Origin of the sequence: Pseudomonas frederiksbergensis (assembly GCF_003732275.1) — a bacterium.
Lineage (GTDB): Bacteria > Pseudomonadota > Gammaproteobacteria > Pseudomonadales > Pseudomonadaceae > Aquipseudomonas > Aquipseudomonas frederiksbergensis_H.
The window spans coordinates 630571-657414 of sequence record NZ_MOBM01000012.1; the positions used below are offsets into that span (position 1 = coordinate 630571).

The following is a 26844-nucleotide window of genomic DNA, read 5'->3' on the forward strand; positions in this document are numbered from 1 at the left end:
GGTAACTTGGTTCGTGTCACTGATTCCCAGTGATCGGGTTTAGTAGCCCGACTTTTTCCATCCGGACGTATAAGTGTCATCCAGTCAGGCATTCGCTTGCACTTGATGGTGGCTGTGCGCATGGCGCCTTCGGGCGCGCCGGTTTTGGATGGGTGGCCGGTCTACTAACTTGCGCACAGCTGCCACCCTTCCGTTTAGTAGCGAGACAGGTTGCGGCTCTACTATCAGGAGTACCCTCCAATGTTCAAGATCACACCCAATCCACCGGAAACCGACGACGTTTCCCCGTACGAAACCCCAAACTCCAAAAAGCTCAACGAAGCCGCCGACCGCGCCCTCGATTACTACCTCAAGCCGGTCATTCCCAAAGACACCCCACGCAAACCCAGCACCCTTTACCTCGTCGCCCCCGACGCCGATAACGAAACCCTGCTGGTCAACGCCTGCGAATCGCTGGCGGCAGCGAGCGTGATGTTGAGCGATTTCGCAGGGCTGCTGAACGGCCCGCAGCGCAACACCGTGCTCGGTATCCAGCACTCCGTCATGTTGGGTGAACTGGCGGTGAACCGGATGCTGGATAACTTCGTTCCGACGTAAAACCTGAACCTGTCGGAGAACCTAAAACCTGTGGGAGCGAGCCTGCTCGCGATAGCGGTCTATCTGCTACATCAATACTGACTGGGCAGCCATCGCGAGCAGGCTCGCTCCCACATTGGGTTTTGGGTGTTACAGAAGATTGCGCTCGGCTACTGGATCGATCTGCGCCCAATGCGAGGTGTCTTCGCGATGGGCCTGCAAATACGGCAACACCGCCGCCAACAACGGCGCCTTGAACGCCTCTTGAAAACGATGGGCCAACCCCGGGATCAGCTTCAACTGACTGCCACGGATGTGCGCCGCCAGATGCACGCCATGCATCACCGGCAACAACGGATCGGCGGTACCGTGAACCACCAGCGTCGGCACCCGCAGTTGGTTGAGCAGCGCCACGCGGCTCCGTTCGGCGAGGATGGCCATGATCTGGCGCTTCACGCCCTCCGGGTTGAACGCCCGGTCATAGGATTGCGCTGCCTGTTGTAACAACGCCTGCCGGTCATCGCTTACCGCCGGGCTACCCAGCGCCGCCAGCAAATCAGCCTGTTGCTCCAGCGCCACCTCGCGATTCGGCGCGCCGCGTCGCGCGAGTAGCTGCACCAGCGCCGCACTCGGTGCTGGCAAGCCTTCGGCACCCGAGCTGGTCATCAGCAACGTCAGGCTCTCGACACGCTGCGGTGCCATGGCCGCCATATGCTGAGCGATCATCCCGCCCATGCTCGCACCCAGTACGTGGAATTGCTCGACGTGCAAGGCATCCATCAGTCCAAAGGCATCGCCCGCCATGTCGGTCAGGGTGTACGGCGCCGATACCGGCAAACCGAGTTTGTAGCGCAATACTTCGAAAGTCAGGTTGGCCTCGATAGGCGTCTGTCGCCAAGTCGAGAGACCCACATCGCGATTGTCATAACGAATCACCCGAAAACCCTGCTGACACAGCGCAACCACCACCTCGTCCGGCCAGTGAATCAACTGCCCACCCAGGCCCATCACCAGCAACAACGCAGGGTCCGAGGCACGGCCAATGCTCTGGTACGCCAGGCTCACCTGATCCAGATCGACCCGTTCGGTCGGAACATTGACATCGCAACGAGACGCCGCAAGAGACGGAAAGCCGAATAACACAGCGGCCAGAAAGACCGCTGTGGATAAAAATCGTGCACGCATGAAAAACACCGAAACGCAGAACTCCAGTAGAGCGCGAGTCTGATGAAGTTTGTTCAAGCGCGCTGCCACAGTTACGTGACAGTTTGATGAAGAGTGCCGAGCGGTCATTTCCAAGACCGAGTTATCGTTCATCGCGAGCAGGCTCGCTCCCACATTTTTTGATGGATGTCGTACACAAAACCTGCGATCGACCTCAATCCAATGTGGGAGCGAGCCTGCTCGCGATGGCGTCCTTAAGCCAACTGACCACGCAACTGCCGCGCCGCCGCCACCATATTGACCAACGCCGCCTCAGTCTCCGCCCAGGCGCGAGTCTTCAACCCGCAATCCGGATTGACCCACAACCGCTCCGCCGGAATCCGCTTCACCGCTTTGCTCATCAACTTCACCATCTCGGCTGTGTCCGGCACCCGTGGTGAGTGGATGTCATAAACACCCGGGCCGATGTCGTTCGGGTAGTCAAACGCTTCGAAGGCCTCCAGCAATTCCATGTCCGAACGCGAGGTTTCGATGGTGATCACGTCGGCGTCCATCGCCGCGATGGACTGGATCACGTCGTTGAATTCGCTGTAGCACATGTGGGTGTGGATCTGGGTTTCGTCGCGCACGCCCGATGCACTCAGGCGAAAGGCTTCCACCGCCCAGTCGAGGTACTCCTGCCATTGCGCCCGGCGTAGCGGCAGCCCTTCGCGGAACGCGGCTTCGTCGATCTGCACGATTTTGATGCCGGCGTTTTCCAGGTCCACCACTTCATCGCGCAAGGCCAGGGCCAGTTGCTGCGCCTGAATTTTGCGCGAGACGTCTTCGCGCGGGAACGACCACATCAGCATGGTCACAGGGCCGGTGAGCATGCCTTTCATGACCTTGTCGGTCAGGCTCTGGGCATAGGTGATCCAGTCGACTGTCATCGGCTTCGGACGGCTCAGGTCGCCATAAATGATCGCCGGTTTGACGCAGCGCGAACCGTAGCTCTGGACCCAGCCGAACCGGGTGAACAAGTAACCGTCCAGTTGTTCGGCGAAGTACTCGACCATGTCGTTGCGCTCGGCTTCACCATGCACCAGCACGTCCAGGCCCAGGCGCTCCTGGATTTGCACGGCGTGGCGGATTTCGCTGTGCATGGCATCGGTGTAATCGTTGGCCGACAGCTTTCCTTGCTTGAAGGCCTGGCGCGCCAGACGGATCGAACCAGTCTGTGGGAACGAGCCGATGGTGGTGGTCGGGAACGCCGGCAGTTTCAGCCGTGCCTGTTGTTGTTCGATGCGTTTGGCAAACGGCGAGTGACGTTGGCTGTCCGCTGCGCCGATGGCGTTGATTCGGGCCTGAACATCCGTTTTGTGGATACGCGGAGATTGAGCGCGACTGGCTGCAATGGCGCGGCTTTCGGCCAGTGCGGCTTGCACCTTCGGCGCTTGCGGATCATTCAGGGCATCACGCAGCACGGCGATTTCACCGCACTTCTGCACGGCAAACGCCAGCCAGCTTTTCAGTTCCGGATCGAGTTTGTCTTCACGTTCCAGGTCCACCGGGCTGTGCAGCAACGAGCAGGAACTGCTGACCCACAAGTTATCGCCAAAACGCTCCAGGGCCGGTTGCAGTTGCGCGAGGACTTGCTCCAGTTCGCAACGCCAGACGTTGCGGCCGTTGACCAGGCCTACCGAGAGAATCTTGTAGGTCGGCAGGCGATCCAGCACTTGGCCGAGTTGATCCGGTGCGCGCACGGCGTCGATGTGCAAGCCTTGCACCGGCAGGCCGACAGCCAGGCCGAGGTTGTCTTCCAGGCCACTGAAGTAAGTCGCCACGAGCTTTTTCAGCGGCGAGTATTGAAGGATGTGATAGGCGCGTTCGAAGGCGCTTTTCCAGGCCTGTGGCAGGTCGAGGGTCAGGATCGGTTCGTCGATCTGCACCCACTCCACGCCTTGGGCAGCGAGGCGACCGAGGATTTCACCGTAGATCGGCAGCAGGCGCTCCAGCAGATCCAGCCTATCGAAGTCGCTGCCTTTCGCCTTGCCCAGCCATAGGTAAGTCAACGGGCCGATGATTACCGGTTTGACGTTGTGGCCCAGGGCTTTGGCTTCATCGACTTCGTCGAACAGCTGTTCCCAGCTCAGTTTGAATTGTTGGTCTGCGCTGAACTCCGGGACCAGGTAGTGGTAGTTGGTGTCGAACCACTTGGTCAGTTCCTGAGCATATTGCGCCTTGCCATGTTCACCGCCGCAGCAGGCCGCGCTAGCGCCACGGGCCATGGCGAACAGGGTGTCGAGTGTCGGCAGGCCGCGGGAATCTTTGGCACTGTCGAAGCGCTCGGGAATCACGCCAAAGGTCAGGGAGTGAGTCAGTACCTGGTCGTACCAGGCGAAGTCGCCTACGGGCAGCAGGTCGATGCCGGCGTCTTTCTGCAATTGCCAGTGGGTGGCGCGCAATTGGCGGCCCACACTTTTCAATGCGTTCTGGTCAAGATCGCCCTTCCAGTAGGATTCGAGGGCTTTTTTCAATTCGCGGTCGGCGCCGATGCGCGGAAAACCGAGTGTGTGGGCCAAGGCCATGGTAAGAGTTCTCTCTATAAAGGACGCTATAAAACATGGTGCTATTGTCGACAGCCCACCCAACATGAGACAAACTCAACCTTTTCGTGTTGATCACAAGTTTTCCTCATGGAGCCCCCGGTGCTTGAAATCCGTCACCTGAAAACCCTGCACGCCTTGCGCGAAGCCGACAGCCTGGTGGATGCGGCCGACCGCTTGCACCTGACCCAATCGGCGCTGTCCCATCAGTTCAAGGAGCTGGAAGAGCGCATGGGCATGCAGCTGTTCGTGCGCAAGACCAAACCGGTGCGTTTCACCAGTGCCGGCTTGCGCCTGCTGCAACTGGCCGACGCCACCCTGCCATTGCTGCGCGGCGCCGAGCGTGACATTGCACGGCTGGCCGGTGGCACTGCGGGGCGTTTGCACATGGCGATCGAGTGCCACAGTTGCTTTCAGTGGCTAATGCCGACCATCGACCAGTTCCGCGATGCCTGGCCGGAAGTCGAGCTGGACCTGGCCTCGGGGTTCTCCTTCGCCCCGCTGCCGGCGCTGGCCCGAGGCGACCTGGACCTGGTGGTGACCTCCGACCCATTGGAATTGGTCGGGATCACTTACGTGCCGTTGTTCACCTATGAGGCCATGCTCGCGGTGGCTAATCAGCACCGCTTGGCGAGCAAGCCGTACATCGTGCCCGAGGATCTGCTGACGGAAACCTTGATCACTTACCCGGTGGAGCGTGATCGGCTGGACATCTTCACCCGCTTCCTTGAGCCAGCCGACATCGAACCGGCCCAGGTCCGCACCTCGGAACTGACGGTGATGATGATGCAACTGGTGGCCAGCGGTCGCGGCGTCTGCGGCATGCCCCATTGGGCGCTGCATGAATACAGCTCACGGGGTTATGTGAAGGCCAAGCGACTGGGGGAGAAAGGTTTGTTCGCGACGCTGTATGCCGGGATTCGCGCCGACATGCTGGACGCACCGTACATGCGCGACTTTTTGCTGACGGCCAAGGACACGTCGTTCTCGACGCTGGATGGGGTTAGTGCAGTTCGCTGAAATCCTGTCGATTCTGATCAAAGTTGAAGGGTGATTGTTCAGGCCTCATCGCGGGCAAGCCCGCTCACACATTGGATCTGCGGGGATTCACAAAAAATGGGGTCACAGCAGATCTCCTATGTGTGGGAGCGAGCAGCGACAGGTCTGGGTGTTTCGGAATCGTGGCGAGGGAGCTTGCTCCCGTTCGGCTGCGAAGCAGTCGTAAACCAGGGGTATGCGGAGTGTCTGAAAACATGCGATTGCAGGTTTTTGGGGCTGCTACGCAACCCAGCGGGAGCAAGCTCCCTCGCCACAACAGCCCTTATGCCAAAGATTCAGCGGTGAGCTCACGCCACATATGGATCTTGTCGAAGTAGTCTTCGCCGACTCGCACCGCCAATGGTTCCAGGCCGAACTGCACGAAGCCGCAACGCTGATACAGCTTGAAGGCAGCTTCATTGCCGGCGGTGACGGTCAACTGGATCAGCCGCAGCCCCTGATGGGACTGCGCTTCAGCCAACGCAGCCTGAACCAGTTGATAACCGAGCCCGCGCTGCCGCACCGTGCTTGTCACGTACATGCCAAACAACGTCGCCTTGTGCCGGGCCTTCTCCCGGGCTTCGAACGCCAGGCCGACGATGCCCGCCAACTTGCCCTCCTCGAATGCACCAAGTACCCGGTCCAGCTTGCTGGTCAGGCGCGATTCCCACCAACTCAGGGGCATCACCGCGCGCTCGCGCACGCTGGAAGTGAATGCCTGGGGATACAAGTCATAGGCCTCAAGCATCAGCGCCCGATACTCCAGGGCATGGCTGGCATCAAGCCGTTGAATCCACATCTTCAGGCCGCTCGCCGCTGCTCAAGCATCAAGCGCACCGCCAACCCGGACAGCACGAAACCCATGAAGTAACGCTGCATCGCCAGCCAGTTCGGGTTGTTGACGAACCAGGACGCGATGCCTGCGGCGAACAGCGCGATCAGCAGGTTGACGCTGAAGCTCACGCTGATCTGGGTCAGCCCGAGGATGATGCTCTGGGTGAACACCGAACCGTGCTCAGGGGTAATGAACTGCGGAAACACCGACAGGTAGAACACCGCGATCTTCGGGTTCAGGGCGCTGGTGAGAAAGCCCATGGTGATCAACTTGCGCGACGAGTCCGCCGGCAACTGCTGCGCCTCGAACGGCGAGCGCGCACCGGGCTTGATCGCCTGCCAGGCCAGCCACAACAGGTACAGCGCACCGGCCCACTTCAGCACTTCGTAGGCAATCGGCACTGCCAGGAATACCGCGGTCAACCCCGCGGCGGCAGCGAACAGATGCACTAAAAACCCCGCGACCACGCCGAGCAACGAAGTCACTCCGGCCTTGCGGCCCTGGCAGATTGAACGAGAGATCAGGTAGATCATGTTCGGCCCGGGCGTGAGTACCATCAGCAGTGCCGCGGCGGCGAAAATCAGCAAGTCTTGAAGCGGGATCATGGGCATCCTCCGTCCTTGGACGATCAGGCAGTTTCGATCAGTGAGGCTCGATAAAACGGCAAGATCAGGTCCCGTGTCAATGGCGCCAGCGTAACATCGCCGTCGATGGCCGGATCGATCCAGCGCACTTCTTCGATCTCCGCCGCCGGGGAAACGTGCGAATCGATAGTCAGCTGAAAGAGTTCGGCCTGTACGACATAACCCGGCTCATTGGCGGCAGGCGCCGAGAATTGCCCCAGGTAGGCGGCTTGCGCCGGATCGATGACCAGGCCGAGTTCCTCCTCCAGTTCACGGGCGAGAGCATGGACCGGTTGCTCATGGGCCTCGATCTTGCCCCCCGGCTGCATGAACGCCTGGGTGCCGCGCTTGCGCACCAGCAAGGTGCGACCGTCGGGGCCGATCAGCAGGGCAGCGGCAATGCGAATGAGGCGGGGCGAAGCGGCGGATGAAAACGTCATGGATCAGGATTGGCCTTGGTTAAAAGCAGCAAGGATCACATGCGCACCGGTTCTTCGTCACGCCGAAAAAAGCATTTGCTGACCCCCTGTGGGAGCCCTGTGGCGAGGGGGCTTGCCCCCGTTGGGCTGCGAAGCGGCCCCAAAATCTCTGATGTACCAAAGACTTTGTGAGTGCTGCGCACTCAAACGGGGGCAAGCCCCCTCGCCACAGGGCCCTCGTCACAGGCTGAAAGCTCAACTCGTCTCCAGAAGCGCGCCCTCCACTTCCTCAGGTACTTTCACGAAAATGCTGTACTTGGCACCTTCCATCGCCTCGAAAGCGATCAACTTATCCACCAGCGGCCCATTCAGCACCTTGCCGGCATTGAGCAGCAGCATGCCGTTGTCGGCATTGAGATTGCGCGCCAGGATCATGCCTGCCACCAGATCCCGGGTGGTCAGCACCTTGACCGTCGGATCGGCCAGCGTCACGTCGCTCAGATAAGCCGCGCAGACCTGAATGAAATCCTCCACCAGTTCCGGGTCGTAGAGGCGACCGGCGTATTGGCGGATATACACCAGGGCTTCGTCACTGTTCATCTGTCGTTCGAGGATCAGCCCGCGCTGCAACTCGATGAAATCCACCGCCAGCTTCAGCAACCGCGAACCGAACGGAATCGCTTCGCCCTTGAGCCGATCGGGAAAACCGCTGCCGTCCCAACGCTCCTGGTGATGCAGGATCAGCCGAGCGGCATCCTTCATTGGGTCGAGCGTCATCAGTAGCGACTCACTCTGCTTCGGATAACCCCGATAGCGCTCACGGTCATTGTGATGCAGCAGGTCCGAGGGCGTGCTCATCATGCTGTCGGTCCAGCTCAACTTGCCGATGTTGTAGAGCGCCGCTGCCATGGTCAGGTCACGACTGGTGCCTTCGTCCAGGCCATGGAGTTTGCAGTACACCCGCACCAGCTCGATGATCTGCCGGTTGGTCTGTTTGGTGGGCGGCAGGCGCAGGTTGGCCAGCAACGAAAACACTTCGGTGCCAGTGACATAGCTGCGTTTGAGCTCTTCGTAGGCCAGATCCAGCATGTCGGCGGTCTGTTGCAGCTCGCTGGTGCGGGCCGCGACGTGCTTTTCCAGGGTGGCGTTGAGCAGCTTCAGCTTCTCGTTCTGATCCCATGTCTCCTGCACCAGACGCAAACGTTCACGCTCGGAATGCTGATAGGCAAGTGATTGTCGCAAGGTCAGCAGCATTTCCTCGTCGTGCCAGGGTTTGCTGATGTAACGGTGAATCTGCCCTTCATTGATGGCTTTGATAATGGCCGACGGATCGGCATAACCGGTCAGCATGATCCGGGTGGTGTCGGGATAGCGCTGGTGGACGTGAGCCAGCAGCGTGGCGCCGTCCATATTAGGCATGCGCGCATCAGTCATCACCAGATCGATCGGCTGCCGGGCCATGATCTCCAAGGCCTGGGCACCACTGGTAGCCAGCAGTACCTCGTAAGGCTGACCGCGCAGCAGGCGGCGCAGACTGTTGAGAATCGACTCCTCATCGTCGACCAGCAATAACTTGGGTTTATCGGTCACAGTCGTGGGGAGTTGCTCTTCCATGGCATTACCTCAAGTCAAACGGGTGTCTTTATCGCGCGCGTGGGGGCCAACATCCTGACGTTCCCCGAGCCTGACCTACAGGCTAGATGATTTTCAGCCCGACCCAGGAAATGATTCGTTTCAGTCAACCGGGCGAAGTGCCGGCCGGGCGACTATGCTCAGATCACTCGGATCCAGAACGATACTCGCGTTATCCAGCGATCAGGGAAGGGATACCCTCTATGAGCTCATTGCACCAACCTGCTGTCGGTACAGGCGCATGTCAGTGAATACGCTGCTTGCGCGCATTAATCGTCGGATTCTCATCGTCGATGACACCGCGTCGATCCATGAGGATTTCGCCAAGATTCTCAGCCCGCCATCGATCGAAGACGACAGTCTGATCAGCGCCGAAAACGCCCTGTTCGGTACCTCAGCGTCGGTATCGTTGCAAAGTTTCGTCATCGATTCCGCATTTCAGGGCCGCGAAGCGCTGGATAAGGTCGAGACTGCGCTGGCGAATGACTCGCCCTACGCGATGGCCTTCATCGATATGCGCATGCCGCCGGGCTGGGACGGCCTGGAAACCATCGAACGCTTGTGGCAGGTCGATCCCAAGCTGCAGGTGGCGCTCTGCACCGCGTATTCCGACTATTCCTGGGAAGACATCGCCGAGCGTCTGGAGCTGGGTGATCGCCTGCTTATCCTGAAAAAGCCTTTCGATGCCATCGAAATTCGCCAGATGGCCAGCGCATTGACCGCCAAATGGCAAATGACCGAAGACGCGGCGCTGAAAATGTCCTTGCTGGAGCTCGCGGTCGAAGAGCGCACCCGGGAGCTGTCCGACGCCAACATCATCGTGCAGAACAGCCCGACCATTCTGTATCGGCTGCGGGGCGAACCGTCGTTTCCGTTGATGTACATCTCCCACAACATCACCAAATACGGCCACGTTGCGGCGGCCCTGGTGGCTTCGTCCAACTGGGCGCAGGAGCTGATCCATCCCGACGATCAATCAAAAGTCGATACGGCCATGGCCAGGGTGCTGGATCGCCATGCGGCAGGTGCTTCCATCGAATTCCGGATGCGCACCGGCGACGGCGACTGGCGCTGGGTCGAAAACCGCTATATCCCGGTGCGCGACGATGAAGGCCGCTTGCTGGAAGTCGAAGGCATCATCATCGACGTCACCGAACGCAAACTGGCCGAGGAAAAAATCGCCCTGCTGGCCCGCACCGACGGGCTGACCGGGCTGGCCAACCGTGCGACGCTGATCGAGCGGCTGCATCAGGCATTCGCCGCCGCCCGGCGCGGGGCCACACCCTTCGCCATGTTTTACCTGGACCTGGATCACTTCAAACGCATCAACGACACCCTGGGCCACCCGGTGGGCGACCTATTGTTGCAGGAGGTCGCCAGGCGCATAAAAAACTGCGTGCGCGAAAACGACGTGGTTGCCCGCCTGGGTGGCGACGAGTTCGCGATACTGCAACTGGATGTCGGCGATCCGACCCAATCAGCGTCCCTGGCCGCCAAGGTCCGCGATGCACTGGTGCTGCCCTACTCCCTGGCCGGCAATGATGTACGGGTCTCGGTCAGCATCGGCATCAGCAGCTACGCGCCGGTCAGCCTCAGCGCCGACAGCCTGTTGACCCAGGCCGACATGGCGCTGTATCGCTCCAAGGAAAAGGGCCGCAACCAGTACCACTTCCATTCCGAGGAGATCAATCAGGAAGTGGTCGAGCGCATGACCATCGCCAACGACTTGAAAACGGCCATCGAACATGACGAACTCGAACTGCGTTACTGGCCGGAAGTAGACCTGAGCAGTGGCAAGATCCTCGGCATGGAAGCGCAGGTCAGCTGGAACCACCCTCAGCGCGGGTTGCTGGAAGCCCAGGCGTTTCTGCCCGCGGCGGAAAAAACCGGCACCATCGTCGCCCTCGGTCACTGGGTGCTGGAGCGCGCCTGTCGGCAAATGCGTCAGTGGCGCGACGAAGGCATGGCGCCACCGGTGGTGGCGATAAAACTGTCCCTGGCCCAGCTCAAGAGCGGTCCCGAGCTGATCTATGACGTGTTGCGCACCACCGCGCGTTGGGAACTGTGCCCGTGGGACCTGCGCTTCGACGTCACCGAAGCGACCCTGGCCCAGACCAAGTGGACGCACAACGATGTACTGCCGCGCCTGCGTGAGCTGGGGGTGAAAATCGCCATCGACGACTTCGGCACCGAATACTCCTCGTTCGATTACCTCAAGACTTACCAGGTCAATCACCTGAAACTCGCCCAGACCTTCATCGACATGGCCGCACGCGACCCGGCCAGTGCAACCACCTTGCGGGCCATCATCAACTTCGCCCGCGAAGTAGGGATCGGCATTATCGCCGAGGGCGTCGAAACCCAGGAGCAACGCAGTTCGCTGATGGCCACCGGCTCACCGATGAACGCCCAGGGTCACTACTTCAGCCAAGCGGTCAGCAGTCAACAGGCCGCCGAGTTACTGAAGGCCGGGAGCATCGTGCATGCCAACCACGGAACCGGAGCGACGCCCAACGACCCGCGGCGTGCCACGGAGGACAAGGAATGAAAACTTCGTTCGCCCAGGCTAACCGGCGCATTCTGATCATCGACGACACGCCTTCGATCCATCAGGACTTTCGCAAGATTCTCGGCCCGGATACCGACGACGAACAAACCATCGCCGGCACTGAAGCAGCGCTGTTCGGCAGCCAGCAATCTACTCGGTTGATATTCCAGCTCGACTCCGCCTATCAGGGCCAGGAAGCGCTCGAACTGGTCAAGCGCGCCCAAGCTCAAGGTCGCCCTTACGCCATGGCATTCACCGACATGCGCATGCCCCCGGGCTGGGACGGTCTGGAAACCATCGAACAGCTCTGGAAGGCTGATCCTCACCTGCAAATCGCGTTGTGTACGGCCTTTTCCGATTACACCTGGGAAGCCATGGCCGAACGACTGGAGTTCGGCGATCAGTTGCTGGTGCTGAAAAAACCTTTCGACAGCCTGGAAATCCGCCAGATGGCCAGCGCCCTGACCTGGAAGTGGCAGATGGCGCAGGACGCGGCCATGAAAGTGCAAACCCTGGAGCAAACCATCGAGGCCCGGGTCCATGAACTGCTCAAGGTATCGCACTTGTTGCAGTACGACGTATTGACCGAGTTGCCCAACAGCACCTTGTTGGGCGACCGGCTGAACCAGTCACTGGCCCTGTCCAGACGCCATGACAAACAACTGGCCGTGATGTTTCTGGGGCTCGATCGCTTCAAGCGCATCAACAATGCCTTGGGTCACCCGACCGGCGACGAGATGCTCAAACGTGTCGGGCACAATCTTGTGGCCTGCGTGCGCGCGTCCGACTCGGTGTTTCGCTACGGCTCCGATGAGTTTGTGGTGATCCTGGCTGACATCCACCACCCCCAACAAACCAAGGGCATCGCCGAAAAGCTCTTGAACGCCATACGCGCGCCTCAACACATCGCCGGCCACGACCTGAGCGTGACAGCCAGCCTGGGCATCAGCATCTATCCCGAGGACGGTTTCGATGCCATCGCACTGATCAAAAAAGCCGAAACCGCCATGCGCAACGTCAAGGAAAGCGGCCCGAACGATTTCAGCTTTTTCATCGATGAGATGAACCAGCGCGCCCGGGAACAGCAGAGTATCGAATCGGGTATTCGCCTGGCGCTGGATCGCAACGAATTTGTCCTGCACTACCAGCCCAAACTCGACCTGGGCAGCGGCAAGGTGGTCGGCGCCGAGGCATTGATCCGCTGGCAAAAGCCGGGGCAAGGCTGGATTTACCCGACAGATTTCATCGGTGTGGCCGAGGACAGCGGCTTGATCGTACCGTTGAGCAAATGGGTGCTGGCCCAGGCCTGTCGACAAGCCCGCGCCTGGCAGGCGAAAGGCCTGCCCAAGCTCTGCATGTCGGTGAACGTGTCGGCCATCGATTTCCGCCAGCGGGATTTTGTCGAAGGTATCGAACAGATACTCCAGCAAACCGGTATGGACCCCACCTTGCTGGAGCTGGAAATTACCGAAGGCGTATTGATGCAGAACGTCGACGCCACGATGCTCGCGCTGAATCGGCTCAAGGCATTGGGTGTACGGCTGGCCATCGATGACTTCGGCACCGGCTATTCCAGCCTGAGTTACCTGCAACGGTTTCCCATCGATGTGCTGAAAATCGACCAGTCATTCATTCGTGGCCTGAGCCGTGACAGCAATGACGCGGCCTTGGTCAGCGCCATCATCAGCTTGGGCAAGAGCCTCAAACTGACCGTCATTGCCGAAGGGGTGGAAACCCTCGAGCAGTTGAATTTTCTCAAGGCCCTCCAGTGCGAGGAAGGCCAGGGTTATTACTTCAGCAAAGCCGTGGAGCCGGATGCCTTCGAGCAATACCTGACGTCTGTGCAGTCCGCTCCGTCCAGCACCAAATGAATGATGTGCAACGACACCCAGGGCCCTGCGCCAAGGAGTAATAAGATGTCGCGCTCCTTCTACTACCTGCTTCTTGCGCCTCTACTCGGATGTTGCCTGATAGCCAACGGCGCACCTCTGGACGAGCCACTCAAACCCTTGCCCCCAGTGCCCCAGCAGAATCCCTTGCAAGTTGAACTTGGTCGTCGGTTGTTCAACGAGCCACGCCTGTCGGTCAACAACAGCCTGTCCTGCGCCAGTTGTCATCGCCTGGAAAGCGGGGGCGCCGATGTCCTGGCGTTTTCCATTGGCTTCAACGGCGCCCCCTTGACGATCAATACCCCCAGCGTATTCAACGCAAGTCTGAATTTCCGGCAGTTCTGGAACGGCCGCGCCGATACCCTGGAAACGCAGGCCCACGAAGTGGTGCAGAGCCCCAGCGAAATGGGCAGTCATTGGGAGCATGTCGTTCAGACACTGACCGCCGACCCGGCTTACAAAAGCGCTTTCGCCACGGCCTACCCGGACGGCGTGACCATGAGCAATGTACAAAATGCCCTGGCCACCTATGAGCGCACGCTGATCAGCGCCAACTCGCGTTTCGACCAATACCTGCTGGGCAATACCGAGATTCTGACGATCGAGGAGAAGTACGGTTACCAACGCTTCAAGGACTACGGCTGCATCGCCTGCCATCAAGGGATAAACATCGGCGGCAACATGTTCCAGAAGTTCGGGGTCATGGGCGATTACTTCCAGGTTCGAGGCAACCCCACCGAAGCCGATCTGGGCCGCTATCTGATCACCAAAGATGAAGAAGACCGCAACGTGTTCAAGGTTCCGAGCCTGCGCAACGTCGCCGTGACTGCGCCGTACTTTCACGACGGCTCGGCCAAGACCCTCGAAGACGCGGTAGACGTGATGTTCAAGTTCCAGCTTGGTCGCGTGCCCTCTGACCAGGACAAAACCTTGATCATCAAATTCCTCAAGACACTGACCGGTGAGTGGGGAGGCAAATCTTTATGAAAACGGGCCACCGTCGCAACCTCTTGTTGCTCAGTGGCGTGGCCTTGTTGCTGGCCTCGACGCTGCTGTTTCTGTACCTCAAATCAAGCTCCGACCAGACCGCGACGTACGCCGAGTCCCGGGACCTGATCGGCCGGATCAAACAGTTCAACGCGCAGTGGGAAACCGAGATTCTCAAGTCCCGAATTGCCATCAGCCACAATTACGATCCGCTGGTGGCACCGCTGACCGAGATAACACACCTGTGGGAGCGGTTCGAGACCATGGAGTCCAATCATGGCCGCAATGACTCGCCGACCTGGCGTGCCAGCCATGATGCTTACCACGTCGCCATTCAGGAAAAAACCCGGCTGGTGGAGCAGTTCAAATCCCATAATGCGGTGCTGCGCAACTCTCTGGCGTTCTTGCCCACTGCCGAAGACGACATCCAGGAACCGCTTACCCAACTGCTCGACGAAGACAAACTGCAACTCCAGAACATTGCCACCGACACCTACGACTTGCTGCTCAGCAGCCTGGAGTTCGCCCAGGTCACCTCCGACGACAAAGCAGCCGATATCCTGGTCGGGCTGAACAAACTGGGGGTGAACAAGGAGCGATTACCGGAGCAGTTTCATAGCCCGATCGATGTGTTGAGCAATCACATCGCGCTGATCCTGCGCGAACAACCCGTGGTCAATCGGCTGCTGGAAAACATCGAAGCCGTTCCTGTGGCCGCACGGCTGGACGACATCACCAGTCTGCTGAACCAGGATCAGCAGCAAACCGATGAAGCCAACCGGCGCTACCACTTCTACATGCTGGTGTTTTCGACGCTGCTGGTATTGGTGCTGGTGTACCTGGCAATCCGCTTGATGCGCAGCTTCGGGGAGACCAACCGGGTCAACAAGGAGCTGCAAACCGCCAACGAGGTCCTCGAACAACGGGTCGAAGAGCGCACCCGCGAACTCAAGGATACCCAAAGCGAACTGCTCGACACCGCGCGTCAGGCCGGCATGGCTGAAATCGCCACTAACGTGCTGCACAACGTCGGCAATGTGCTCAACAGCGTGAACATCTCGGCCGACCTGGTCACCCGCAAGCTGCGTGGCAGCAAGGCCCAGGGCTTGGGCAAGGCGATGCAGCTGATCAACGCGCATCAAGACGACCTGGGAGTCTTCCTGACCGAGGATGAGAAGGGAAAACTGCTGCCCGGCTACTTGAATCAACTGGTGGATGCCATTGCCCTTGAACAACAAGGCATGACCGATGAACTCGCGCAACTGAGCAAAAGCGTCGACCACATCAAGGACATCGTCGCCACTCAGCAGTCCTATGCAGGCGCCAACAGCCTGATGGAACCGCTGCACATCAGCGAATTGCTGGAAGACGCCTTGCGGATGAACGCCGGAGCCCTGACCCGCCATCACGTCACGGTGGTCAAGGAGTATGGCGATGTACCGCAAATCATGGGCGACAAACACCGGTTGTTGCTGATCCTGATCAACCTGATCAGCAACGCCAAATACGCCATGACCGACCTCAGTAACCGCCCGCGGCAAATGATACTTGGGGTGAAAGTCGTCGAAGACACGATTCTGCAAATCAGCGTCAAGGATGACGGCGAAGGCATCGAGCCGGAGAACATGACGCGGATCTTTGCCCACGGTTTTACCACCCGCAAGGAAGGACACGGCTTCGGCCTGCACAGCTGTGCCCTGGCCGCCATCGAGATGAACGGCCATCTCACCGCCCACAGCGATGGACCGGGCAAAGGTGCACTGTTCACGCTGCAGATCCCGTTGAAACCCGTCATGGAGGAAGCATGAGCGATCTTTCGAACCGACGCATTCTGCTGATCGACGACACGCCATCCATCCATGAAGACTTCCGCAAGATCCTCACCCCGACATCAGCGCAGCATGCAGAGCTGGACGAAATGGAGACTGCGTTGTTCGGCAGCGAAGTGAAATCCACCAGCCTGCTGTTCGAGCTGGATTCGGCCTATGGCGGCCAGGAGGGTCTGGGCAAACTCATCCAGGCATTACAGGAAAACCGCCCCTACGCGCTGGCCTTCGTCGACATGCGCATGCCCGAGGGTTGGGACGGCGCGCAGACCATCGAACACCTGTGGCAGCAAGACCCGCAGCTGCAAGTTGTAGTGTGTACCGCCTATTCCGACTATTCCTGGGATGAACTGCTGGAACGCTTGCACGCCCACGACCGCCTGCTGATTCTGAAAAAGCCGTTCGACAACATTGAAGTCCAGCAAATGGCCAACACCCTGCTCACCAAATGGGAAATGACCGAGCGGGCGTCTATTCAGTTGAGCCATCTGGAGCATCTGGTGGATCAGCGCACGGACCAGTTCAAGCAGGCCAGCGAGGCGTTGCAGCGGGAAATCGACGAGCGCAAACAACTGGAAAGCCAACTGGTGCAGTCGGAAAAACTCGCCTCGCTGGGGCAACTGGCGGCGGGCGTCGCCCATGAAATCAATAACCCCATCGGCTTTATTTCCTCCAACCTCGGCGCCCTCGATGGCTACTTCAAGCAACTGCAGGAAATGCTCGATGCCTATCGGGAGGCGGAAAACGCCATTGGTTCAAGCGAGGTCATCGACCGTCTCGGTCAATTACGTGAACGGGTGGAACTGGACTTTCTGCGCGAAGACATTCCGCTGCTGATCAAGGAGTCCAAGGAAGGCATCGGCCGGGTCGGGCAGATCGTCAAAGACCTGAAGGACTTCTCCCGCGTGGACTCCAATCAGGAATGGCAGTGGACCAATCTGCAACAAGGCATCGAGTCGACCCTGAACATCGTCGCCAATGAACTCAAGTACAAGGCCGATGTGGTGAAGGAGTTTCAAAAGCTGCCCGACATTGAATGCCTGCCGTCGCAAATCAATCAGGTGATCATGAACCTGATCGTCAACGCGTCTCAGGCAATGGGGCCGGAACGGGGCACCATCACGCTACGCACCGGACTTGAAGGTGAAACGGTATCAATCGAGGTCGCGGACACGGGAATAGGCATCGAGCCGGACAACCTGCAGAAAATATTCGACCCGTTCTACACCACCAAACCGGTGGGCCAGGGGACAGGACTCGGGCTGTCCCTGTCCTATGGCATCGTGAAAAAACATCAGGGCGATATTTCGGTACGTAGCGAAGTCGGAGTTGGCAGCACATTCCGGGTCGAGTTGCCGGTGCGGCAATCCTGAGCAACATAAACATGCTCGCGTAGGAGCTGCCGAAGGCTGCGATCTTTTGATCTTCAGATTTTCGGCGTACCTTCTGACTTCAAAATCAAAAAATCAAAATCAAAAGATCGTAGCCTTCGGCAGCTCCTACGCGCCTTCGGGTGCTGCCGAAGTCTGCGATCTTTAAACAACAGAGTCCGAACCCAAGGAAACCGTATGAGCCTGTCCCTCCTGAGCCGCTACGCCTTCTTTGCCGTGTGCGTGATATTCACCCTCGCCAGCCTGCCCTTTCTGGAGCACGACTGGCTCTGGCCGATCACCGCCGTCACCGGCGTCCTCAGCCTCGTAGGGCTGTTCGATCTGCTGCAAAGCCCACACGCCGTGCGCCGCAATTATCCGATCCTGGGCAATATTCGTTATCTGGTGGAGGGCATCCGCCCGGAAATCCGCCAGTACCTGCTCGAATCCGACAGCGACGCCCTGCCTTTCTCCCGGGCCCAGCGCTCGCTGGTCTATTCACGAGCCAAGAATGAAAGTGCCGACAAACCCTTCGGCACGCTGATCGACGTCTATCAGTCGGGCTTCGAATTCATCGGCCACTCCATGCGCCCGGCGCCGTTGAGCGACCCGAGCAGTTTCCGGGTGACGGTCGGCGGCCCGCAATGCACCCAGCCGTACTCGGCATCGGTGTTCAACATCTCAGCCATGAGCTTCGGCTCCCTCAGCGCCAACGCCATTCGCGCGTTGAACCAGGGCGCCAAACTCGGCAACTTCGCCCATGACACTGGTGAAGGCAGCATCAGCGCCTATCACCGGGAAAACGGCGGCGACCTGACCTGGGAACTGGGCAGCGGCTACTTCGGCTGCCGCACTGCTGATGGTCGCTTTGACCCGGAACGCTTCGCCGCCCAAGCGCGGACCCCGCAAGTGCGGATGATTGAAATCAAAATGAGCCAAGGTGCCAAACCCGGCCACGGCGGCATTCTGCCCAAGCACAAGGTGACGCAGGAAATCGCCGAAACCCGCGGCATCCTGATGGGCCAAGACTGCATCTCGCCCTCGCGCCACAGCGCGTTTTCCACACCGATCGAACTGATGCACTTCATCGCGCAACTGCGTGAACTGTCCGGCGGCAAACCGGTGGGCTTCAAGTTTTGCCTGGGCCACCCGTGGGAATTCATGGGCATCGCCAAGGCCATGCTGGAAACCGGCATCCTCCCGGACTTCATCGTTGTCGACGGCAAGGAAGGTGGCACCGGCGCCGCGCCTGTGGAGTTCACCGACCACATCGGCGTGCCAATGCGCGAAGGTCTGCTGTTCGTGCATAACACGCTGGTGGGCCTGAACCTGCGGGACAAAATCAAGCTCGGCGCCAGCGGCAAGATCGTCAGCGCCTTCGACATCGCCAGCGTCCTGGCCATCGGTGCCGACTGGGCCAACTCGGCGCGCGGCTTCATGTTCGCCATCGGCTGCATCCAGTCGCAAAGCTGCCACACCAACAAATGCCCGACCGGCGTCGCCACCCAGGACACCCTGCGCCAACGCGCCCTCGTGGTTCCGGACAAGGCCCAACGCGTGTTCAACTTCCACCGCAATACGCTCAAAGCCCTGGCCGAAATGCTTGCCGCCGCGGGCCTCGATCATCCTTCACAGCTGTCGGCCAAGCATCTGGTGCGACGCATGTCGGCGACCGAGATCAAGCTGTTCTCGCAGTTGCATGTATTCCTGAAACCGGGGGAATTGCTGACCGGTGAAGTGAATGGCGAGTTTTATTCGCGGATGTGGCAGATGGCGCGGGCGGATAGTTTTGAGCCTAATGAAGCGGCTGCTGCATAGGCCGTGTTTGCGCGCCAACCTCCGGGGTTGGCGCTTCCCCCCGGATGAACAAACGGGCTTCGCTGTCCCCTTCCTTTAGCATCTGCACCTGTTTCCAGTGTTTGGGAAACAATGCGTCATGTTCAGGACGGGCGTAGCCCGTTACCCACCAGATCCGCCTGGCATTCAGTTTCAAGGTTGAAAAATCGTCGAAGAGAATCGAACGCAAATCACGGGGAATGAGTGCCCAACCACCGTATTCGGCGGTTCCCCAAAGGGTGCCTGTCGGTGGTTTAAAGACGTATAACTTTGGCTGAACGCCTGTCGAGTTGTAGTACGTGAACGGCAAGTACCAATACAGGTTATCCACGATGATTTCGTCCCCCGGACGGACTTCGCGACCAAGACCTGCGACCACGGCGTCCAGTCTTGCGTCCTTACGAATGCTTGTCCCGTTCATCTCATCCGTTTGCGCGTAGACCGCCGAAAGCCCGTGTACTTCTGCCAATAAAACCAAAGCCATGGCGACAGCGGCAAGAACGGCGTGGCGCTGGCTCCATGCGTCCAGCGCGAGCGCAACGATAAGGGGCAACGCGGCGGCCGCGAACACCAGGTATCTGGCATTGAAAACCGGCACGATCAGCGACACCAGAAAAACGCTCAGCACCGGCACAAAGAAATAGCCCACCAGCAAGACGCTGAAAGGTCGCTCATGGCGTGCCTTGAGCAGCACCGCGGCGGCACAAACAACGATCAACGCCGAGGGCAACACCCGCCATAAGGATGAATGACTGGTCGAATCCCCCATCATCACCAGTTGCCAAACAAAGGTCAGCACTGTTTGCCAGGTGAGCGGCGGTATCCACTCGAGCCCGTCCATTCGCAGCAATTGATCGATGAAATGAGGTATCCACGGCAGGTACAACACAACGATTGCGCTGTTGGCCAAGACCCACACACGAATCGATATCGCCGTGGACCGACCTTCATCTCGCACTCGCCACCCACAAAGCCAATGCACCAAAACGCACAGCGCGGCGAAGTAATGCGTGTAGAAAGCAGCCGTCATCAGCAGCACGTAAAAAACCGGATGACGCTTTTGATCCGGTACCTTGATCCAGCAGACCAGCGCCACGGTCGCGCCCATCAGCCAGAAGCCGAGCAAGGTGTACATTCGCACTTCCTGGCTGTAACGCACCGATATCGGTAGCAATGCCAACAACACTGCCGCTATCCAGGTCGCCTTTCGCGTCGTCACCAGACTCATCAATTTAATGCACAGCAACAGCGTGCCGACATCGGCCAGTGTACTCAGGGATCGCGCAGCCAACACGCCATTGCCGAACAGCAACATCCAGAAATGCAGCAAGACGTAGTAAAGCGGCGGATGAACATCCCGAGCTGTCGTGGCCCAGATATACGCTGGCGAGCCCTCGGCCAGCAGCAGGCTGTAGGCTTCGTCGTACCAGATGACCGGCACGGTGATGGAGTGAAACCTTGCGAACAACGCGATGGCTATCACCGCCACCAGACCCGCCCTGTCGGCCATCCGGGATGGAAAACTTTCGGGAGGGATCGAAGAGGTAATCACCAGGCTCACCACTGCAGCGTGGTGATCGGGGTCGGCTCTTTCATGACGATGAAACCGTAATCGCCCAGCAGATAGAGGCGGTAGAACTTGCTCTCCACCAGCGGCGGATAACCCTGGTAACCCATCAGGGTCGCGTTACGCCGCTCCCTCTCCACCTCCACGTTGGTGATGCCCGCCTTCGGCAGGTTTTCGGCCAGCATGAAGAAGTTGATGTTCAGCAGATAATGCAAGACCGGCATTTGCTTGAACGAGCCCGCAGCCCCCACCAGCCAGTGATCGGAATAACTCACCGCCAGGTAAATGCGCTTGGCCTCGTGCAGTTGCCGATGGGCCGCAATGTCATGCCCCAAGGAAAACAATGCGCTGGACGCAAAGGTGTTCTGCACCGTCAGCACGCGGCCATAGGCGTAGGACAACGAAAGCATGGCCAGCAGAGGCACCGCCAACAGCAGCGGCAGGCGCTCATGAATCGACGCCAGCGCCAGATGGCTCAAATAGAACAACAGCACCAGCAACACCGCGAAACCCATCAAGGTTCTGGCGCCTTCATTGAAGTCGCGAAAAAACAGCGCGGCTCCCGACACCAGCAAGGTCACGACCGGCAGCGTCAGCACGCACACCAGGCCCATCACGATTTTTCTCAGCCCGGTGTCGTGGCGTTCAATCACGTTCCGGGCTAACTGTGCGCCACCCACAAGGGCACACAACAGCAGCACGGCAAACACCCAAGTGAATCCACCGTGAAACAGCAGCGCGACTTTTTCCAGCACCCGGCCGATGTTGATTTCAAGTTGCAGCAAAGGCTCCGCTGCCCAGTTCAGCAATAAGGCGCGATCGTGATTCATGTACGGATACGCCGTAACGCTATAGATCAGCCCCCCAAGCCCCACCTGCGCGAGTTTCCAGCCGATCAATTCGTACCACTGCCGCCAGGCCCACTTGTCATTCGCGCCCCTGAGCAGTTCCAGGCAACACAGGCCCACAAACACATTCAGGCTCAACTGATAGAGCCCCAGCGCCAGCGCAATCAGAAAGGCCGGCACCAGCCATTGCAGAATGCGCGAGGGATGACGAAAAGTGATCGCGTAGATCACGGCCACCAGACTCAACGCGTTGGCCGGCCCGTCGTATTGATAAGACAAATTCTGCAAAAAAAACGGGTTGTACCAGAGCGGTAACAGCACCAGGCAGCGAGATATCGTCGGCTGCGGGTAGTAATGGAATGTCAGGCTGGTCAACGCCGAGGCCATGGCGAGCGTGGCGATCAACAGCGGCAATGGAAAGATGTTCGGCGCGGCATTGCTGAAGGTCAGCAGGTTGTAGAACAGCTCGGTGAATAACCGACCCTGCCCCGCCCAGGCAGTACCCGCCGATAGCGAGCGCCAGTTGTCATCGATGTAGGGATAGTCCGCGAGGATCAGCGGAATGACATAAATCAGGGTCGCAATCAGGAAAAACCGCCAGACCCGATGGCGCCCGAGTTCTCTGCTGAAAAAGTCGCTCAGTCTGCCCATGCTAAAGCCCGACCCGGTCTTTGCCGCCAATGACGTCTTTGACCACATAACGGGGCCGGTGCTTGGCTTCGATATAGATACGGCCGATGTACTCACCGAGGATGCCGATGCCGATCAATTGGACACCGCCAAGAAACAGAATGGCCGTCATCAGCGAGGGGTAACCGGGGACGCTGTTGCCGAAGAAAATCTTGTCCAGCACCATGTACACCGCATACAGCACCGCAAAGATCGAAATGCCGCCACCGATGTAAGTCCACAACCGCAATGGCACAGTGCTGAACGAGGTAATGCCTTCCAGCGCCAGGTTCCACAGTTTCCAGCCATTGAACTTGCTGCTTCCTGCCACTCGCCGGGCCCGCTCGTACTCCACCACCGCCGTGGTGAACCCGGCCCAGGAGAGAACGCCTTTCATGAACAACTGATGCTCGGGAAGCGCACGAATCACATTGACCACCTTGCGGTCCATGAGCCGGAAATCCCCGACGTTTTCTTCGATCCGGGTGTAGGAAATTCTGTTCAGCAAATGATAGAAGAGCGATGCGCTGTGGCGTTTCAAATAAGTATCAGTGTCACGATTTCGGCGTTTGGCGAGCACCACGTCGGCGCCCTTTTGCCACTCGGCAATCAACCGCGGGATGACGCTGATCGGATCCTGCAGGTCCACGTCCATGGGGATCACTGCATCGCCGGTGGCATATTCCAGCCCGGCAAATAACGCCGGTTCCTTGCCGAAGTTGCGCGAGAAGTTGATCAGCAATACCTGTTCATCGACCTGTGCCAGCGCCTTGGCCTGCTCAGCTGTCTGGTCGGTACTGCCGTCGTTGATGAACACGATCTCGACCTCACACGGGTCAAGTTTCAATTCGCGACGCACCGCCTGATAAAACAGGTGGATCGCCTGCTCTTCATTGAATACCGGGACAATCAGCGAAACTTTCACGTTTCACACTCCTGAAAATCGAAGTGTAGATGTTCGACAGACGCCCATCAGGGGCCGTTCTGGTGCGCGAACTGCCCGGCAGACCGACGGACATGGGCTCAATTCGTTCGCTATAGGCAGCTGAGACATTCGGTAATATCCAGCCTTTTGCAATTACCCGCGAATCACGCCACCCTGCGCGCCGCACCGCTCGCTCCTACCCGACAACCCCGTTCAAGAGCTCGCCGTCATGACGTTTGAACGCGATCACCGAATCGACTTTTTTCGTGGCCTGGCCCTGATCTTCATCTTCTGGGATCACGTGCCGCAAAACCCGCTCGCGCAGTTCACGGTGCGCAATTTCGGTTTCAGCGATGCTGCGGAGATTTTCGTGTTCCTGGCCGGGTACGCGGCCGTGCTGGCCTACGGCAAAATCGCCCGGCGCGACGGCTTCATGGTCGCCACGGTGAAAATCCTGCGACGCGCCTGGGTGCTTTATGTGGTGCATATCTTTTTGCTGGCGCTGCTGATGGGCATCGTGTTTTTCGCCAACAGCCACGTGGAAACACGTGATCTGGTGCAGGAAATGGGCTTGCAGTATTTCCTCAGCAATCCGCAGCAGGCGTTGATGGATGAGTTGTTGCTGCGCTTCAAGCCGAACCTGATGGACCCGTTGCCGCTGTATATTTTTTTGCTGCTCGGCCTGCCGCTGGTGCTACCGATGCTGCTGCGCAAGGCTGAATACGTGGTGGGGTTGTCGGTGGTCTTGTACCTGCTGGCGCCATGGCTCCAGTGGAACCTGGCGGGCACCGACGGTGGCGTGTGGTTTTTCAATCCGATGGCCTGGCAGCTGCTGTTTATTCTCGGTGGCGCGGCGGCGATTCACGGGCAAAGGCCTCGGGTGCCGCAACCTCGACCGCTGACTCGGCAGCCGGTTTTTATCGTAGCGCTGACCTATTTGCTGCTGACCGGGCTGATCGCAGCGTCGTGGAAATGGCCCACCGTGCATGACGCCTTCATGCCCCAACGGCTCGGCGAATGGCTCTATCCGATCAGCAAGACCAACCTCTCGCCGGCGCGCCTGCTGCACTTCCTCGCCCTCGCCTACGTCACCGCCAGGTTGTTGCCGGACACGGGCTGGACGCAGCATTGGCTGGCGCAACAAAGCTGTCGCATGGGCCGTTATTCGTTGGAAGTGTTCTGCTTTGGCGTGTTGCTCGCGCCATTGGCAGACATGCTCAACGCCTTGGGCGGGAACACACTGGCAATGCAGATATTCAGTGCATTGCTGGGAGTCGGGTTGATGGCGTTGCTGGGCGCCTGGCTGGATTTCAACAAGCGATTGAATCGGCCGATTGTGGTGACGGCTGCTTAAGATCAAAAGATCGCAGCCTTCGGCAGCTCCTACACTGACCGCGTTCTCCCGATTATTCGCGCACATATGCCGAACGCGCTCTCCCGTAGGAGCTGCCGAAGGCTGCGATCTTTTGATCTTCCATAACGCAAAAGCCCCGATCATCCAGACCGGGGCCTTTGCGTTTCTGGCGTTACGACTTACGAAGCCGAACGCACCGCACCTTGCGACACATTGGTCGGTTGCAGCTTGAACACGTAGAACAACACCGTCAGCAGCACCAGGAAAGCAGGCCCGACGTACAGTGCCACGCGAGTGTCCGGGAAGTACGCCATCAGGCCGACCACCAGCACCAAAAAGGCCAGCGCCAGGTAAGAGCTGACCGGGTACAGCCACATGCGGTATTTCAGGCCGGCACGTTCACTGCGCTCAGGCCTTTGCGGAACTTGAGCTGTGCCAGCAGGATCATCACCCAGGTCCAGATCGCGCCGAAGGTGGCAATCGCGGTGACCCAGACGAAGACCTTCTCCGGCACCAGATAGTTAAGCAACACGCCCAGCAGCAAGGCACCGATCGACAGCAGCAGCGCACGGCGGGGCACGCCGTTGTTCGAGGTCTTGGCGAAACCGGCCGGGGCCTGGCCGTTCTGCGCCAGGCTGTAGAGCATGCGCCCGGTGCTGAAGATGCCGCCGTTGCAGGACGACAGCGCAGCGGTAATCACCACGAAGTTGATGATGCCGGCGGCAGTCTTGATGCCCAGACGCTCGAAGGTCATCACGAACGGGCTGCCCTGGGTGCCGATTTCGTTCCACGGGTAGATCGACAGGATCACGAACAGCGCGCCGACGTAGAACAGCAGAATCCGCCAGAACACCGAGCCGATCGCATTGGGGATGGTCTTCTGCGGGTTCTTGGCTTCACCGGCGGTCAGGCCGATCATCTCGACGCCGAGGTAAGCGAACATCACCATTTGCAGAGACATCAACACGCCTTGCACGCCATTGGGCATGAAGCCGCCGTGGGCCCAGAGATTGGAAATCCCCAGCGCCACACCGTCGTTACCGAAACCGAATGCGATCACGCCGATGCCGCCGACCACCATCGCAATGATGGTGACGATCTTGATCAGGGCGAACCAGAATTCGAACTCACCGAAAGCTTTCACTGCGATCAAGTTGATCGAGCCCATGCTTATCAACGCCGCCAGTGCCCAGATCCAGCGCGGCACGTCGGGGAACCAGACGCCCATGTACACCGCCACCGCGGTGATTTCAGCGACGCAGGTCACCAGCCACAGGAACCAGTAGTTCCAGCCGGTCAGAAAGCCTGCCAATGGGCCGAGGTAGTCTTGCGCATAACGGCTGAACGAGCCGGCGACCGGGTTGTGAACGGCCATCTCGCCGAGGGCGCGCATGATCACCAGGATCGCCAGACCGCCAATGATGTAGGAGAGCATGATGGCCGGGCCGGCCATTTCGATGGCCTTGGCCGAACCCAGGAACAGGCCGACGCCGATACAGGCACCGAGCGCCATCAACCGAATATGCCGTTCGCCGAGTTCGCGTTTAAGCGGGCCGCCCTGAGCGGTCTCGCCGTGAGGCAGGTGATTGCCGACTGGCATAGGTACAACCTCGTCTTGTTATTGGATGTGACCACCGAGTGTCGAAGCACCGACCGATATGCCAGCGCTTCTGCGAAACCGGGCCTGCTTCATGGGCAGACACGTCTTGCAGGACCAAAACCTGCAAGATCAGCGGGTATGCAGTATAAAAAGCTTCAAGCAGGGTTTTTCACTCTATAAACCACAACATTCAGCCATAACTCTCGGCAAAAGCCCGGTTTTCGGAGTGGCATTAACTGGCTTTCGTAGGATTATTCACCGCCGAAACGGCGCCGGGCATTGCACGGCAATAGGGCATCGTCATGCCTCTACCTAGGCAGCATTGACCTCTTTGATGCATCTAGCTCGGCCGTTACAGACGCCCCCCCTGTGGCGAGGGAGCTTGCTCCCGCTCGGCTGCGCAGCAGTCGCAACCCCAACACACCAGTTTTATCTGGCAGATCACGATTGCAGGGAGTGGGGCCGCTTCGCCGCCCAGCGGGAGCAAGCTCCCTCGCCACAAAAGCGCCTGGATCCTTCATGGATTTCGGAAATTTCAGTCAGAAGTTGCAGC

At 59.0% G+C, this 26844-nt stretch carries 18 protein-coding genes and 1 pseudogene; 9 read left to right on the plus strand and 10 right to left on the minus strand.

The genetic code is table 11. The annotated features are described in order from the left end of the window. Positions 1-240: 240 nt before the first annotated feature. Entirely contained in the window at positions 241-597 is a 357-nt protein-coding gene (locus tag BK662_RS10980; RefSeq protein ID WP_123358056.1) for a DUF6124 family protein, read from the plus strand. Positions 598-726: 129 nt separating this feature from the next. Here the strand turns inward: BK662_RS10980 and BK662_RS10985 are convergent, their stop codons facing one another. Together BK662_RS10985 and metE are read right to left on the minus strand one after the other, a co-directional pair. After that, positions 727-1761 carry an alpha/beta fold hydrolase gene (locus BK662_RS10985; protein WP_123358057.1) on the minus strand — a complete coding sequence of 345 codons (1035 nt, stop codon included), beginning with the start codon at positions 1759-1761 and terminating at the stop codon, positions 727-729. Between the two features lie 233 nt (positions 1762-1994). Then, a complete protein-coding gene (metE, locus tag BK662_RS10990) occupies positions 1995-4307 on the minus strand; it encodes a 5-methyltetrahydropteroyltriglutamate--homocysteine S-methyltransferase (protein WP_123358058.1) in 2313 nt (770 codons plus the stop codon). Positions 4308-4427: 120 nt separating this feature from the next. Between metE and metR the strand changes: the two genes are divergently transcribed. Next, positions 4428-5345 carry a transcriptional regulator MetR gene (gene metR / locus BK662_RS10995; protein WP_048395534.1) on the plus strand — a complete coding sequence of 306 codons (918 nt, stop codon included), beginning with the start codon at positions 4428-4430 and terminating at the stop codon, positions 5343-5345. A gap of 301 nt (positions 5346-5646) precedes the next feature. Here the strand turns inward: metR and BK662_RS11005 are convergent, their stop codons facing one another. The 4 genes from BK662_RS11005 to nosR form a co-directional block, all read right to left on the minus strand. Then, positions 5647-6162: a GNAT family N-acetyltransferase gene (locus BK662_RS11005; protein WP_123358060.1), complete on the minus strand. Its 516-nt coding sequence runs from the start codon at positions 6160-6162 to the stop codon at positions 5647-5649. A 2-nt stretch (positions 6163-6164) separates the two neighbouring features. Continuing rightward, on the minus strand, positions 6165-6803 hold the full coding sequence (locus tag BK662_RS11010; RefSeq protein WP_123358061.1) for a LysE family translocator: 639 nt from the start codon (positions 6801-6803) through the stop codon (positions 6165-6167). Positions 6804-6826: 23 nt separating this feature from the next. Further along, on the minus strand, positions 6827-7261 hold the full coding sequence (locus BK662_RS11015) for an NUDIX hydrolase (RefSeq protein ID WP_123358062.1): 435 nt from the start codon (positions 7259-7261) through the stop codon (positions 6827-6829). A 234-nt stretch (positions 7262-7495) separates the two neighbouring features. Continuing rightward, on the minus strand, positions 7496-8854 hold the full coding sequence (gene nosR / locus BK662_RS11025) for a response regulator c-di-GMP phosphodiesterase, NosR family (RefSeq protein ID WP_123358064.1): 1359 nt from the start codon (positions 8852-8854) through the stop codon (positions 7496-7498). Positions 8855-9113: 259 nt separating this feature from the next. Here nosR and BK662_RS11030 point away from each other — a divergent pair, with 259 nt between their 5' ends. The 6 genes from BK662_RS11030 to BK662_RS11055 all read left to right on the plus strand — a co-directional run bounded on the left by BK662_RS11030 (position 9114) and on the right by BK662_RS11055 (position 19310). Further along, positions 9114-11420, plus strand: coding sequence for a GGDEF/EAL domain-containing response regulator (locus BK662_RS11030; protein ID WP_123358065.1), 2307 nt, complete (start codon positions 9114-9116; stop codon positions 11418-11420). Further along, positions 11417-13291, plus strand: coding sequence for a putative bifunctional diguanylate cyclase/phosphodiesterase (locus BK662_RS11035; protein ID WP_123358066.1), 1875 nt, complete (start codon positions 11417-11419; stop codon positions 13289-13291). The genes BK662_RS11030 and BK662_RS11035 overlap by 4 nt, the downstream gene beginning before the upstream one ends. A 45-nt stretch (positions 13292-13336) precedes the next feature. After that, positions 13337-14296 carry a cytochrome-c peroxidase gene (locus tag BK662_RS11040; RefSeq protein ID WP_123358067.1) on the plus strand — a complete coding sequence of 320 codons (960 nt, stop codon included), beginning with the start codon at positions 13337-13339 and terminating at the stop codon, positions 14294-14296. Then, entirely contained in the window at positions 14293-16104 is a 1812-nt protein-coding gene (locus tag BK662_RS11045) for a DAHL domain-containing sensor histidine kinase (protein WP_123358068.1), read from the plus strand. Before BK662_RS11040 ends, BK662_RS11045 begins: the two co-directional genes overlap by 4 nt. Further along, entirely contained in the window at positions 16101-17495 is a 1395-nt protein-coding gene (locus BK662_RS11050) for an ATP-binding protein (RefSeq protein ID WP_123358069.1), read from the plus strand. Before BK662_RS11045 ends, BK662_RS11050 begins: the two co-directional genes overlap by 4 nt. Before the next feature lie 195 nt (positions 17496-17690). Continuing rightward, positions 17691-19310: an FMN-binding glutamate synthase family protein gene (locus BK662_RS11055; protein WP_123358070.1), complete on the plus strand. Its 1620-nt coding sequence runs from the start codon at positions 17691-17693 to the stop codon at positions 19308-19310. On the opposite strand, the gene BK662_RS11060 is transcribed toward BK662_RS11055, so the two are convergent. From BK662_RS11060 to BK662_RS11070, 3 genes are read right to left on the minus strand one after another with little or no spacing between them, the layout of a single operon-like run. Then, entirely contained in the window at positions 19288-20838 is a 1551-nt protein-coding gene (locus BK662_RS11060) for a glycosyltransferase family 39 protein (RefSeq protein ID WP_123358143.1), read from the minus strand. The genes BK662_RS11055 and BK662_RS11060 overlap by 23 nt on opposite strands. A 47-nt stretch (positions 20839-20885) precedes the next feature. Further along, positions 20886-22394: a glucosyltransferase domain-containing protein gene (locus BK662_RS11065; protein WP_123358071.1), complete on the minus strand. Its 1509-nt coding sequence runs from the start codon at positions 22392-22394 to the stop codon at positions 20886-20888. Position 22395: 1 nt separating this feature from the next. Continuing rightward, a complete protein-coding gene (locus BK662_RS11070) occupies positions 22396-23337 on the minus strand; it encodes a glycosyltransferase family 2 protein (RefSeq protein ID WP_123358072.1) in 942 nt (313 codons plus the stop codon). A 229-nt stretch (positions 23338-23566) separates the two neighbouring features. Here BK662_RS11070 and BK662_RS11075 point away from each other — a divergent pair, with 229 nt between their 5' ends. Further along, positions 23567-24691 carry an OpgC family protein gene (locus tag BK662_RS11075; protein ID WP_123358073.1) on the plus strand — a complete coding sequence of 375 codons (1125 nt, stop codon included), beginning with the start codon at positions 23567-23569 and terminating at the stop codon, positions 24689-24691. Positions 24692-24870: 179 nt separating this feature from the next. Here BK662_RS11075 and BK662_RS11080 read toward each other — a convergent pair. After that, positions 24871-26291, minus strand: a pseudogene (locus BK662_RS11080) (amino acid permease). Positions 26292-26844: the final 553 nt, after the last annotated feature.

Bases quoted from the DNA above. Each gene is read 5' to 3' on its own strand.
- BK662_RS10980 (WP_123358056.1), top strand. From the start codon at position 241: ATGTTCAAGATCACACCCAATCCACCGGAAACCGACGACGTTTCCCCG.
- BK662_RS10985 (WP_123358057.1), bottom strand. From the start codon at position 1,761: ATGCGTGCACGATTTTTATCCACAGCGGTCTTTCTGGCCGCTGTGTTA.
- metE (WP_123358058.1), bottom strand. From the start codon at position 4,307: ATGGCCTTGGCCCACACACTCGGTTTTCCGCGCATCGGCGCCGACCGC.
- BK662_RS11005 (WP_123358060.1), bottom strand. From the start codon at position 6,162: ATGTGGATTCAACGGCTTGATGCCAGCCATGCCCTGGAGTATCGGGCG.
- BK662_RS11010 (WP_123358061.1), bottom strand. From the start codon at position 6,803: ATGATCCCGCTTCAAGACTTGCTGATTTTCGCCGCCGCGGCACTGCTG.
- BK662_RS11015 (WP_123358062.1), bottom strand. From the start codon at position 7,261: ATGACGTTTTCATCCGCCGCTTCGCCCCGCCTCATTCGCATTGCCGCT.
- nosR (WP_123358064.1), bottom strand. From the start codon at position 8,854: ATGGAAGAGCAACTCCCCACGACTGTGACCGATAAACCCAAGTTATTG.
- BK662_RS11030 (WP_123358065.1), top strand. From the start codon at position 9,114: ATGTCAGTGAATACGCTGCTTGCGCGCATTAATCGTCGGATTCTCATC.
- BK662_RS11035 (WP_123358066.1), top strand. From the start codon at position 11,417: ATGAAAACTTCGTTCGCCCAGGCTAACCGGCGCATTCTGATCATCGAC.
- BK662_RS11040 (WP_123358067.1), top strand. From the start codon at position 13,337: ATGTCGCGCTCCTTCTACTACCTGCTTCTTGCGCCTCTACTCGGATGT.
- BK662_RS11045 (WP_123358068.1), top strand. From the start codon at position 14,293: ATGAAAACGGGCCACCGTCGCAACCTCTTGTTGCTCAGTGGCGTGGCC.
- BK662_RS11050 (WP_123358069.1), top strand. From the start codon at position 16,101: ATGAGCGATCTTTCGAACCGACGCATTCTGCTGATCGACGACACGCCA.
- BK662_RS11055 (WP_123358070.1), top strand. From the start codon at position 17,691: ATGAGCCTGTCCCTCCTGAGCCGCTACGCCTTCTTTGCCGTGTGCGTG.
- BK662_RS11060 (WP_123358143.1), bottom strand. From the start codon at position 20,838: ATGGCCGACAGGGCGGGTCTGGTGGCGGTGATAGCCATCGCGTTGTTC.
- BK662_RS11065 (WP_123358071.1), bottom strand. From the start codon at position 22,394: ATGGGCAGACTGAGCGACTTTTTCAGCAGAGAACTCGGGCGCCATCGG.
- BK662_RS11075 (WP_123358073.1), top strand. From the start codon at position 23,567: ATGACGTTTGAACGCGATCACCGAATCGACTTTTTTCGTGGCCTGGCC.